Below are 12066 nucleotides of genomic sequence, written 5' to 3'. Positions count from 1 at the left end.
TCCCTCACGTCGGTAGGTCACCTACCGGTGCCATCGTAGCGCTTCGCGCGTGTACCGGGGCCTGTCCCGGGCACCTGGCCTGCGGTGTCACGTCGCGGGTGTCGGCAGGGGTGGGAGGAGGGTCGGCTGGTAGCCTCGTCAGTCCGGCTCGGCGGGGGTCGGTTCGTGGTAGTGCGGGAGTGAATCCATGATGTACAAGCCCGTGGAGCGGCGGACTCCCGATTCGCAGTATCGGGACCTGCTGGACCGTATCTCGAATGACGGCATTCTGGCTCCCACCCGGCAGGGTCCGAAAGCCGTGACGCTGATGCAGCAGACGCTTTCCTATGATCTTTCTAATGGGTTTCCACTCATTACCGACAGAGATATGGGACGTTTCTGGAAGAAGCCGATCGGGGAGTTGTGCGCCTTCATCAATGGGGCGCGCACGCTGGACGAGCTGGCCGAGTTCGGCTGCGACTGGTGGGGGCCGTGGGCGACGGAGAAGAAGACGTCCTCGCGCGGGCTGCCGCCCGGTGACCTCGGGCCCGGGTCGTACGGCGCGGCCTTCCACGATTTCCCGACCGGTGACGGCGGCGGGTTCGACCAGTTCAAGCATCTGGTGGAGCAGATCAGCGACCTGCCCGACATCCGAACCCATTTCGTCTCGCCGTGGATCCCGCAGTACCAGACGCGGGGACGGGGAAAGGTGAGCGGTTCGACGATCGCGCCCTGCCACGGCTGGGTTCATGTGCGCGTCCTCGGCGGGGGGCTGCATCTGCACATGTTCCAGCGGTCGGGGGACGTTCCGGTCGGCGTCCCGTCCAACATGGTGCAGTACGCGGCGCTGGCGCTGATGCTGGAGCATCTCACCGGTATCGAGGCGTCGCATTACTACCACACGATTTCCGACGCGCACATCTACGAGGACCAGTCGGAGGCGGTGCGGACGCTCACGGAGCGGGAACCGCGACGCCTGCCCACGGTGACGTTGACCGAGGACGGGAAGAAGGTCCGCGACATCCACGACTTCCGCGCCGACCATTTCCAGTTGGCCGACTACGAGCCGCATCCGGCCGTCCCGCGGATCCCGGTGGCCACATGACGGTCACGATCGTCGTCGCGGCGGCGGAGAACGACGTCATCGGGGCGGGCGGGGCCCTTCCCTGGCACATCCCCGCCGACATGCGGCATTTCAAGCGGCTGACGATGGGTCACACCGTCCTGATGGGGCGGCGCACCTACGAGTCGATCCTGGACCGGCTGGGGAAACCGCTGCCGGGGCGGACGTCGGTGGTCGTGAGCCGGTCGGCTCAGGACGCCGTGCCCGCGAACGACGTGCACTGGGCGTCGTCCATGGACGAGGCGATCGAGGTCGCGCGTCGCCATGGGGGAGGGGACGTGTTCGCCATCGGCGGCCGAGCCGTCTACGAGGCCGTTCTCCCGTATGCGGATCGGATCGTTCTGACCCGCGTCCACCGTGACTACGACGGGGACGTCAGCATGCCCCCCGGATGGCTCGACGGGTTCACCGAGGTCGAGCGGGACCCCGCAGGCGCGCAGGACGCGGGCGCGGAGAGCGGCGACGTGCCCTTCACGATCATCACGTACCGGCGGCGGGACGGCGCGTGAGCCTCTACTGCGTGGAGAACCACCGGACGGAAGAGCAGCTGCTCCGCATGCAAGACCTGGAGCGGCGCGGAGTCTGCCTCTTCTGCCCGGACGGCCTCGCCGAGCACTCCGGGCTCAAACCCGTCTGGCGCAGCGAGTCGTGGACGATCGCCCCCAACGACTTTCCCTACCAGGGCACCAGCCTCCATCTGCTTCTCATCCCGAGCGAGCACGTCACGGACCTGGCCGACCTTTCCGGCGAAGCCCGGGCAGGGTTCTTCGACGCGCTGGTCTACGCGCGCGAGAAATACGGCCTTGACGGTTACGGGCTCGGCGTCCGCAACGGCCGCTGCGAGCTGACCGGAGGCACGATCCGGCACCTCCACGTGCACCTTCTCGTAGGTGACCCGGCCACGGCGGCCGACTCGCCCGTCCGCATGAGGTTCAGTTCCGCCGTCCAGCGGTGACCTTCGTCTGGCGGTGACCTTCGTCCAGCGGTGACGCAGGTCAGTCGCGGGATCGGCGGCCGGGTCGGCCGCCGGGTCAGTCGCGGGGTGGGAGCTGCTGGACGTTCCAGCCGTTGCCGTCCGGGTCCTTGAAGAAGACGAAGCGTCCCCACGGGAAGTCGTGCACCTCGCTGACCTCGACCCCGCGTCCGGCCAGCTCGACGCGGGCGGCCTCGGCGTCGGCGACGACCAGTTGCAGCCCCTGGAGCGAACCCGGGGCCATGGAGTCCTCCAGGCCGGTGCCGATGGCGATCGAGCACGCAGACCCGGGCGGGGTCAGCTGGACGAAGCGGAGCTGTTCGTTGACCCGATGGTCGTGGTCGGCGTTGAAGCCGACCTTCTCGGTGTAGAAGGCCTTCGCGCGGTCGATGTCCGAGACCGGCACCGTCACCAGTTCTAGTTTGAAGTCCATGAGGCCCTTCTATCCCGAGCGAGTGACATTTCACTTCGGCCGGGTCACGGTGCGCTCGGGTCCGCTGTCCGGCGGTGACCGGATGAGGAACGTTCCAGCGATGACGACCAGCCCGGACAGGGCCAGCACGAGGCGTGTCGGGACGACGCCGAGCGGGCTCACGTGCGCCCGGTCGAGCAGGTCGGCGGCGGCGCCGGACAGCAGCGCGGCCAGCGCCAACCCGAACCGCAGCACGGCGTGGAACGCCGTCAACGCCAGGTTGCGGCGGTAGCCCTCCAGGCTCTCCTGAAGGTAGGTGATGCCGCCGACGAGCGCGGCGGTGGCGGCCCCGCCGAACACGACGGCCCCAACGAACGACCAGGTCACCGAGGCGATCAGGCCCATCATGGCGATCGTCGCGCCCTGGAGCGCGGTGGCCGTCCTGATCTGCGTCATCAGGTTCCACCGGCCCCGGCGGACGATCATCAGCCCGGCCACCGCGCCGACGCCGAACAGCGCCACCAGGACGCCGAAGTCGACGGGGCTCGCGTCCAGAACGTCCTGAACGAAAACGACGCCAAGAGAGAACAGCGCGCCCAGCCCCAGCGCGACGACCGCGACTCCGGGCAGCACGCCGCGCACCACGCGGAGCCGGAGCGCGTCAACGAAACCGCCCTGCTTCTTCTCCTTCTCGGCGGCCCACTGCTCCCCGGGCGCGGGCCCGAGATCCGAAATGGACCGGATCGCGACATAGGACAGCAGATAGCTCAGCGCGTTCAGCCAGAACACCACGACGTACCGCCAGTGGCCCTCCCAGCCCGCGTTGTTCGACACCCACAGCATCAGCCCGAACGCCCCGGCGCCGACCGGGATCATGCCGTAGGACGTCGCCATCGTGATCCCGTTCGCGACCTCCAGCGTGCCCGTGTCGTGCTCGGCGCCGTGCTTGCCCTCGTCCCGGTCCTCGATGAGGAAGGGGATGGCGGCGTCCCGGGCGGGCAGGAAGCACAGGCTGACGACCTCGATGGCGAACGCCCAGAAGTACACCCACCACAGCCACGGCAGGACGGGCAGCGCCACCGCCATCCCGACCCGGATCAGGTCCGCGTTCATCATCACGCTGCGCCGCCGCCACCGGGTGACGACCCGGGCCGCGACCGGCGCGCCGAGCGCCGAGGGGAGCAGGCGCAGCACCAGCACGCCGCCGACCGCCGTGGTGGAACCGCTCAGCTCCAGCACGAAGTACATGAGGGCGAGCGTCCCCATCCAGTCGCCCAGGGAGGAGACGGTCTGTCCCACCATGAGCCGCCGGAAGTCGGGACGGTTCAGCTGGTCCTTGAGTCCCATGCGGGGCCGGCCTCCCGTACCGCGTCCCGTATCGCGTCCGGTATCGCCTCCAGGGGCCGCCCTTCCCGGCGGGACGGCGGTTGGCCGGGGGCGCCGCACAGGAGCGACGCGAGCCGGGCCGCCGCCCGATCCCAGCTCCACTTTTCGCGGACCCAGCGACGGCCTTCGTTCCCCATCCGACGGGCGCGGGCCGGGTTGTCCAGCAGCTCGTTCAGGGTGCGCGCCAGGCCGTCCGGACGGGTCGCGTCGACCAGCACGCCGGTGCGTCCGTCGACGAGCGACTCTGGGCTGCCGCCGGACCGTCCGACCACGACCGGCAGCCCGGCCGCCGACGCCTCCAGCACCGACAGCCCGAGCCCCTCGACCTGGAGGCCGCGCCGGTCGTCCCGGCATGGCAGGACGAACACGTCGGCGGCGGCGTAGTAGCGCGGCAGGTCGGCGGCGGGGACGGGCCCGGTCAGCGTGACGGTGCCGGGTGACGTCCGCGCGGCCTGGTCGGCGAGGTGGCGGCGCGTCGGCCCGTCCCCGACGATCACGAGCCGCGCGTTGGGGCTGCGCCGGACGATCTCCGGCCAGGCGTCCAGCAGCCGGTCGTGCCCCTTACGCCGCACCAGCCGCGAAACACTGAGAACCACCGGACCGGCGCCGAGCCCATGCCTGCGCCGAACCGCCCCACCGTCGAGCCCGGGACGGAAACGCAGCGGATCGACGGCCCCGGCGAGCTGGACGAGCCGCGTCCGGTCGCCGAGCGCGGCCGCCATCTCGCCGCGCGTCCCGGCGCTGAGGAACGTGAAGGCGTCGAAGGCCGGGGCCACGGCGCGCATCGCGGCCCGCGTCGGCACCGCCCGGAACCAGCCGACCTCCTGCCCGTGCGTGGACCCGATCAGCCGGGGGACGCCCGCCGCCCGCACCAACGGCGCGTACATCGCGAACGGCGCGGCGGCGGTGATCCAGCCGACCTCGATCCCGTACCGCGCCACGAGCCGCCGCAGCCCGCGAAACAGCAGGTAACAGCGCCGCCGGACGACGGGAAAGTCCAGCCCGCGATCGAACTCCGCGGCCCCGGCCCACGCGGGCGCGACCACGAGCAGCCGGTCGGCGGGCAGCCGCCGCACCAGCTCCCACGTGAACGTCTGCACCCCGCCGGGCTCCGGCGGGAAGTGCCCGGTGACCACGAGAGTCCGCGGTATCTCCATGAAGCCCCGTTTCCCTCGCAGGCGCCCCTCATGCACCCACGCCCACCCGCCCGCGTCCGCCCCCACCTCCGTGCACCCTGTCGGCAGGCGCCCTGCCGACAGGGTGCACGGTTGGCACGCACTCTGTCGGCACGTGCTTGATGTTTCCGGCAGGCCGCGACCGGACGCCTCGACGGGGAAGTGCGTGCTGACCAGGGCGAACGCCTCTGATCTTCGACCTTCGTCAGATGGCGATGGCTGATTTTCATCGAAGTCCGATGAAAAAGGGTTGTTGTGCAACACATGGCGTTGTACGTTTACCTCCGGACAGCCAATCAATGACGATGCGATAGCTGGACACGTTGGCACCCACCGCCCTCCACCCGGAGGACGACCTCGGTCGCGGACATCCGCGGGGCTCAGATGCGAGCCGGATGAAGCGACTGACGAGGGGGTCGGCTGTGGTCCGCGACAACCGTGCCTACTGGGCGAGACACGAGGCAAGGCAGCAGGTGGAGGCCGTACTGGGAGCCGCCGCGCCCTACGGATGGGCGGCGACGCCCGGCGAGGTCGACGCCCTGGTGCACGACCTCCAGGTGCTGGCCGCCGCCGGCAAGCTGAAGTACTGCGCCGTCGAGGCGCGGCGGCAGGGCGACGTGGTGGCGACCTGGTGGGCCTTCCAGATCGGGGGTGCCGTGCGGACGTGTGGCCCAGATGCCCAAACCCTCCCGTCCGGGTTGGAGTTCCACTTCGTGGCCTACTTCACGGGTTCGACGACGCAGTTTGAAGACGGTCTGATTTCGGTCTGGCGTCCGGCCATTAGGGCCCAGCCCACAACCTCGCAGGGTGTTGTGATCACCACGCCGGGTTCCTACCGGACGGGCCTGGTGAACCTCGCGGACGGACGCGACGCCGCCATGCTCCCGCAGGACGCTCGGGGGCTGACGCAGGGCACCTACGTCGACTGCCTGGTCAGCGAGGACGACGCGACCGGCGCGCTCACCGCCTTCCTCGTTTCCCCTGCTGGCGCGCCCGGCGAGACGCCGCCGGTGCTGGCGGGCCGCGCTCCGCGTCCGCGACCCGACGGGACGGGCCTCGCCGTGGAGGTCGACGGCGGCGTCGTCCTGCATCGGCCCGGCGCGGCTGGCTGTCCCGCCTGCCAGCGGCTCGCCCGGGGCCGCCTGCGCAGGATGCTGACGCGGCGGCTGCGCACCGGGGTCGGCGCGGTCACGGCGCAGCTGGCGACCGAGGTGGCCGCCGCGGCGATCATCGCCCTGCTCCTCCCGTTCGCCTACGTCCTCTTCCACCTGTTCAGGAGTGGTTTCTGATGTCCCATCCCCTCACCCGGCTCGGCGTCTCGCTGGCCGTTCGGAAGAAGGCGCTGCCCAAGCGCGGCGGTGACCGGCCCAACCCGCTGAAGGAGATCACGCAGCGCAACCAGCAGCGGCTGTTCGAGGAGATCGTCATGATCGACGGCCCGGCCGCCAAGGATCTCCAGGAGGTCACCGGGCTGGCGCAGAGCACCGTCGCGGGCATCGTCAAGCTCTTCGTCGCCAAGAAGCTGGTCACGCAGGAGAAGCCGTCCCGAGGCACCCGGGGGCGGCAGCCGAGCGTGCTTCGCGTGAACGGCGAGGGCAACTACATCGTCGGGGTGGAGATCCGTCCCGACCGGGTGCAGGGCCTGGTGACCAACCTGCGCGGCGAGCCCCGGACCGATCTCCGCAAGGTTCCGCTGCCCTCGACACCGCGCCGCAACCCGGTCAATCCGGACGCGGTCGTGGACGCCGTCCGCGTCCTCGTGGACGAGCTGAAGAACGACCTCGTCGCCGAATACCCCGACCAGGAAGCACAGGCGTTGCTCGGGCTGGGCGTCGAACTCGGCGGCCACATCGACGGGCGCTCCGGCACCGTCGTGTTCTCCCCGAACCTGCGCTGGGGCGGCGAGTGGACCGACCCGATCCCGCTCCGGCAGCGGCTGCGGGACGCAACCCGCCTGCACACGGTGGTCGACAACGACGTGAACGCCCTCGCTGTCGCTCAGCGCTGGTTCGCGGAAGGCCGCAAGACCGAGTCCTACGCCGTGGTGTACATCGCTGAGGAGGGCATCGGCGGCGGGCTGCTCCTCCAAGGGGAACTCGTCCGTGGAGCTAGGGGACGGGTCGCCGAGATCGGTCACACCGTTGTCGCCCAACGTCCCGTCCCGTGTCGGTGCGGTGGCAAGGGTTGTCTGGAAGCCGTCGTTGGGCCCGCCTACATCGAACGTGAACTACGCATGTCGTTCGAGGAGGCCCAGCAGCGTGCCCGTGACGGGGACGAGCAGATCGTCGCGCGGTTCAAGGAGGCCGGGCAGGCGATGGGCCACGCCCTGGTGAACCTGTTCGCCGTCACCGACCCGGGCACGGTCATCTTCACCGGCAGCAGTCAGGTGATCACGACGTCCGTCAAGGACGGCCACAGCAACGTCGTCATCAACGACATCGTCCACGAGGCGATGTACGAGGTCGTGGCCGGTCACCCGATGGTGGCCGACGCGGTCGACTCGATCGTGGCCGTGCGCGACGAGGACAACCAGAACGGCTGGAACGGACCGCGCGGCGCCGCGACGCTCGTGATCCGCGACGTGGTGGCCCGCACCGTCCAGGGCCAGAACGGATCGAACTGACCCCGCCATACCCGCCTGCCCGCTTCTTTCAAGGAGTTCAGTAAATGAGCAGCACGTTCTCGTCCGGTCCGGACACGGGGCCGCTTCGCACGGCGATCGGCATCGACGTGGGCGGCACCAAGATCGCCGGTGCGGTGGTCACCGGTCGCGGCGACCTCGTCGAGGCCCGGCACGTTGCCACCCCCGCCCACGCGGACGCCGAGCAGACCGTCGCCGTCCTGGCCGCCATGGCGGGTGACCTGACCGCGCGGTATCCGGACGTCGAGACCATCGGCGTCGGCGCGCCCGGAATGGTCACCTGGCCGACCGGACACATCGCGTCCGCGCCCAACAACGCCTACCGCGACCTGGCCCTCAAGGACCGCCTGGCCGAGGCGACCGGCCTGCCGGTCGTGGTCGACAACGACGCCAACGCGGCGGCCTGGGCCGAGAAGCGCTTCGGCCGGGGCGTGGGCCACCGCGACGTCGTCGTGTTGACCGTCGGCACCGGGATCGGCGGCGGCGTCATCGTCAACGGAGACCTGTTCCGGGGCGCGACCGGGCTCGGCGGCGAGGTCGGGCACACCATCATCAACCCGGGCGGCGGCAACCGGTGCGGCTGCGGCGCCTTCGGCTGCCTGGAGACGGAGGCGTCCGGCACCGCGCTGCGCCGTCTGGGCCGCGAGGCCGCCGCGCGCAACCCGGACGGCGCCATCGCCCGCCTCGCCGTCGGCGGCGAGGTCACCGGCGAGATCGTGACGCGCGCCGCCAAGGACGGTGACCCGACCGCCCGCACGCTGTTCGAGGAACTCGGCACGTGGCTCGGGCTCGGCATCGCGTCCATCGTCAACAACTTCGAACCCGAGATCGTGATCCTCGGCGGCGGTCTGGTCGACGTCGGCGAGCTGCTCCTGGCCCCCGCGCAGGCCGCCTACCAGCGGCATGTGGTCGGACGCGACGTACGACGCCTGCCACCCCTGGTGCCCGCCGCCCTCGGCCCCGAAGCGGGCGTGATCGGCGCCGCCGCCCTGGCACTGGACGAACTGAAACCGGTCGCGCCCGTCCCGTAAAGGCGGAGAACCTCCCGAAACCACGGCCTCCTCACCCGCGCGAGAAAGGAGCATCATGTACCACTTCTACCTCGACGAATCCGGGAGCGAGAACGCCGGAATCCTCACCTACTCCTGGATCGCGTTCGACGCACAGAACGCAGACCACGTGAACAGGACATGGCGCGTCGCGGCACGGGAGCCGTTGTCCCGCGACTACGGAATCCCCGTCGACTACCCGCTGCACGCGCGCAAGTTCATCAGAGGCAGCGGAGTCAAAACCTTGGACGGATCCCGCACAGACCGGGCCGCCGCCTGCGAACTGATGCTCAACGTCCTAGGCGACTGCCCGCAGTTACACATCGGAACCGTCTACCGGCACACCCACAAGAAACAAAAGGCCTTCACCAGCGAGAGATTCGCTCTCTATCGAGACACGTTAGCCCACCTGGACAATTTCCTCGCGACCAGGAAAACCAAGGCCATACTGTTCGTCGACGGCAAGGGAAGCCGCCGTCATCGTGAAGAATCACGCGCCCTCGAACTCCGAAACCTCAGAGAGCCGATCTTCAAACAATTGGGGGACGAGCAACTCCTGCAAGCCGTGGACCTCGTGGCGTGGACGTCCTACCAGCACCTATTACGATCCCCCGGCAGAGAACTGGTCTCCAGCTGGTACGACACCTTTCTACGCCGCCGCGACATCAACGGCCGCCCCCTGATGCTCACCCCCCACGTCCCCGCGCCCCGCCCCGCCACCAACGATCACTCGTCGTCGACATGGGTGAGCTTGTCCGGATTGGCGACGGCGTAGACGCCCGTGACGCGATCACCGTCCACGTCGAGGACCATCACCGCGAACGGCGCGTCCGCGTCGAACAGCACGGCGGACGGGTCGCCGTTGACGGTCCGGTAGCGGACTTCGAGCCGCTCGGCGTCCTTCCCGTGGGCGGCGATCACACGGGCCACCCGCTCGCGCCCATGAAGGGGACGCAGCGGGCCGCGCGCCTCGCCGGAATCCCGCCAGAACGTCACGTCCGGAGCCAGAAGCTCCAGCAACGCCCCGAGATCCCCACCAAGGGCCGCCTGAAGGAACCGCTCGGTCACCTGCCTGCGCACCTTCGGGTCGGCCCGGTGGCGCGGACGGCGGGCCCGCACATGCTCACGCGCCCGATGCGCCAGCTGCCGGACGGCGGCCGGGCTCCGGTCGAGAATCTCCGCGATCTCGGTGTGCGCGTACCCGAAGACCTCGTGCAGGACGAACACCGCCCGTTCCAGCGGGGTCAACGTCTCCAACACGACGAGCAACGCCATCGAGACCGCGTCGGTCCGCTCGGCGGCCACGCCCGCGTCCGCCTCGCTCACCAGCGGCTCCGGCAGCCACGGCCCCGGATACGTCTCGCGCCGTCGGCTGATGTCGGCCTGCCGGGCGAAGGCCGCGTTCACCGCGATCCGCACCAGGTAGGCGCGGGGGTTCTCGATGTCGTCCCCGGCACCGGCGCGATGCCTGGCCGCCCACGCCAACCACGTGTCCTGGAGGACGTCCTCGGTGTCGGCGACGCTCCCGAGCAGGTTGTAGACGATCGAGAACAGCAGCTCCCGGTGATCGGCGAACACCCGGGTCGCGGCGTCCTCGGCGGTGCCTTCGAGCATGGCTCGACCTCCTGTGCGCTCCCCCCTGAGAGCTGCGACGCCGTCCAAAGTGTGACATCCCCGGCCGAAATGTGATGTGAACCTCATATCCGGACGCCCATGTCACATTCCCGCGCACGAATCCGCTCATGGAACGCGACGAAACCCGACTCGGAGGCTTCCATGACGGACACCCACTCATCGTTCCTCGCGACAGGACGCGGCAAGCTCACGCTGACGCTCCTGTGCGCGATCGCCTTTCTCGACTTCATCGACGCCTCGATCGTCAACGTGGCGCTGCCCGCGATCCGGCGGGACCTGGACTTCTCCGTCCAGGACCTCCAATGGGTGCCGAGCGGCTACCTGCTCACCTACGGCGGCTTCATGCTCCTCGGCGGCCGTCTCGCCGACCTCCTTGGCCGCCGCCGCGTCGTCCTCACCGGGACGATCCTGTTCTCACTCTCGTCCCTCACCGGCGGCCTGGCCGTGAACTCCGGAATGCTGGTCGGAGCACGCCTCGCGCAAGGCATCGGCGCCGCGCTGATGCTGCCCGGAACCCTCTCGATCCTCACCACCACGTTCAAGGAGGGCGGCGACCGAGCCAAGGCCCTCGGCGCGTGGGGCGGCGTCGCGGGCGGCGCCAGCGCGGCCGGAGTCCTGCTCGGCGGCCTGCTCACCGATGGCCCCGGCTGGCGCTGGGTGATGCTCGTCAACGCCCCCCTCTGCGTCGTGGTCACCATCGGCCTGTTCGCCCTCGTGGACGGCGACCGCCGCTCCGCCCGCCTCGCCCGTTTCGACATCGGCGGGACGATCCTCGTCACCAGCGGCATGCTGCTGCTCGTCTTCACCCTGGTCAAGGCCCCGGAAGTCGGCTGGGACGCGCCCCGCACCATCGGCGGCCTCGCAGGCGCCGCCGCCCTCCTGATCGCGTTCACCATCAACGAGCAACGCCACCACAGCCCCCTACTCCCACTGTCGATCTTCAAAGTCCGGGGCCTGGCCGTCACCGACGTCGCCTACCTCGTAGCCGTCGCCGGACTCATCTCGATGTTCTTCTTCCTCAGCCTCTACATGGTCAACATCCTCGGCTACTCACCCCTGAAGACCGGCCTGTCCTACCTCCCACTCTGCTTCGGCGTCGGAATGGCCGCAGGCATCACTCCAAAACTCCTCACCCGCCTAGGCACCCGCGTACTGATCGTCGCAAGCCTCCTGGTAACCGGCGCAGGCATCTTCTGGCTATCCCGCATCCCCGTAGACGGCACCTACCTCACAGACCTCCTCCCCGGCCTGATGGTCACCTCATTCGGCCTGGGCGTAGCGTTCGTCTCCATCACCACCGCAGCCAACGCGAACGTTCCCGCAGACCAGGCCGGTCTAGCAGCCGCCCTCTTCAACGCCTCACAACAAATCGGCGGCGCCCTGGGCCTAGCGATCTTCTCCGCAGTCGCCACATCCCACACCAACACCCTCCTGGCCAACGGCAAGCCCGCCCCAGAAGCCCTAACCTCCGGCTTCGCAAGGGCCCTCCTGGTATGCAGCATCTTCCTAGCAGTCGCCGCCGTCCTAGCCCTCCGCAGCGCCAACACCCACGGCGAAGCAACCACAACAACCCCCGCCGAGGCGCCCACCCCCGTCCCCGCCAAATAACAAGAAAGGACGAGAGAACCGACCACCCGGGTTTCTCAGGACAGACGTCCTGAGAAACCCGGCTCAACCACAGACCGCAGATCCC

At 69.5% G+C, this 12066-nt stretch carries 12 protein-coding genes; 8 read left to right on the top strand and 4 right to left on the bottom strand.

Going from position 1 to position 12066, the window contains the following annotated elements; all coding sequences use genetic code 11:
- The first annotated feature begins 187 nt into the window (after positions 1–187).
- Genes thyA through ABD808_RS33730 form a run of 3 tightly spaced genes read left to right on the top strand, consistent with a single transcriptional unit; the run spans position 188 to position 2057 of the window.
- Positions 188–1084 carry a thymidylate synthase gene (thyA, locus tag ABD808_RS33740; RefSeq protein WP_344905842.1) on the top strand — a complete coding sequence of 299 codons (897 nt, stop codon included), beginning with the start codon at positions 188–190 and terminating at the stop codon, positions 1082–1084.
- Positions 1081–1611, top strand: coding sequence for a dihydrofolate reductase (locus ABD808_RS33735; RefSeq protein ID WP_344905839.1), 531 nt, complete (start codon positions 1081–1083; stop codon positions 1609–1611). The genes thyA and ABD808_RS33735 overlap by 4 nt, the downstream gene beginning before the upstream one ends.
- A complete protein-coding gene (locus tag ABD808_RS33730; RefSeq protein WP_344905836.1) occupies positions 1608–2057 on the top strand; it encodes an HIT family protein in 450 nt (149 codons plus the stop codon). The genes ABD808_RS33735 and ABD808_RS33730 overlap by 4 nt, the downstream gene beginning before the upstream one ends.
- Before the next feature lie 76 nt (positions 2058–2133).
- Here ABD808_RS33730 and ABD808_RS33725 read toward each other — a convergent pair whose 3' ends face one another.
- From ABD808_RS33725 to ABD808_RS33715, 3 genes are read right to left on the bottom strand one after another with little or no spacing between them, the layout of a single operon-like run.
- A complete protein-coding gene (locus ABD808_RS33725) occupies positions 2134–2508 on the bottom strand; it encodes a VOC family protein (RefSeq protein WP_344905833.1) in 375 nt (124 codons plus the stop codon).
- A 30-nt stretch (positions 2509–2538) separates the two neighbouring features.
- Positions 2539–3834, bottom strand: coding sequence for an MFS transporter (locus tag ABD808_RS33720; protein ID WP_344905830.1), 1296 nt, complete (start codon positions 3832–3834; stop codon positions 2539–2541).
- Positions 3813–5030: a glycosyltransferase family 4 protein gene (locus tag ABD808_RS33715; RefSeq protein ID WP_344905828.1), complete on the bottom strand. Its 1218-nt coding sequence runs from the start codon at positions 5028–5030 to the stop codon at positions 3813–3815. Before ABD808_RS33715 ends, ABD808_RS33720 begins: the two co-directional genes overlap by 22 nt.
- Positions 5031–5443: 413 nt before the next feature.
- On the opposite strand from ABD808_RS33715, the gene ABD808_RS33710 reads away from it, so the two are divergent.
- Genes ABD808_RS33710 through ABD808_RS33695 form a run of 4 tightly spaced genes read left to right on the top strand, consistent with a single transcriptional unit; the run spans position 5444 to position 9513 of the window.
- Positions 5444–6337 (top strand): hypothetical protein, encoded by an 894-nt coding sequence (locus ABD808_RS33710; protein WP_344905826.1) that lies wholly within the window; start codon positions 5444–5446, stop codon positions 6335–6337.
- Complete coding sequence (locus ABD808_RS33705) at positions 6337–7671, top strand: ROK family protein (protein WP_344905823.1); 1335 nt, start codon at positions 6337–6339, stop codon at positions 7669–7671. The genes ABD808_RS33710 and ABD808_RS33705 overlap by 1 nt, the downstream gene beginning before the upstream one ends.
- Positions 7672–7715: 44 nt before the next feature.
- Positions 7716–8720, top strand: a complete 1005-nt coding sequence (locus ABD808_RS33700) for an ROK family glucokinase (RefSeq protein WP_344905821.1) — start codon at positions 7716–7718, stop codon at positions 8718–8720.
- 55 nt (positions 8721–8775) lie between these two features.
- Complete coding sequence (locus ABD808_RS33695) at positions 8776–9513, top strand: DUF3800 domain-containing protein (RefSeq protein ID WP_344905820.1); 738 nt, start codon at positions 8776–8778, stop codon at positions 9511–9513.
- Here the strand turns inward: ABD808_RS33695 and sigJ are convergent.
- Complete coding sequence (gene sigJ / locus ABD808_RS33690; protein WP_344905818.1) at positions 9465–10352, bottom strand: RNA polymerase sigma factor SigJ; 888 nt, start codon at positions 10350–10352, stop codon at positions 9465–9467. The two genes, ABD808_RS33695 and sigJ, sit on opposite strands and share 49 nt — an antisense overlap.
- Before the next feature lie 162 nt (positions 10353–10514).
- On the opposite strand from sigJ, the gene ABD808_RS33685 reads away from it, so the two are divergent.
- Positions 10515–11981: an MFS transporter gene (locus ABD808_RS33685; RefSeq protein WP_344905816.1), complete on the top strand. Its 1467-nt coding sequence runs from the start codon at positions 10515–10517 to the stop codon at positions 11979–11981.
- The last annotated feature ends 85 nt before the right edge of the window (positions 11982–12066 follow it).

Origin of the sequence: Actinomadura meridiana (assembly GCF_039537545.1) — a bacterium.
Classification (GTDB): domain Bacteria; phylum Actinomycetota; class Actinomycetes; order Streptosporangiales; family Streptosporangiaceae; genus Spirillospora; species Spirillospora meridiana.
Note: the sequence above shows the minus strand (reverse complement) of the source record. Positions and strands in the feature narration are given on the sequence as shown.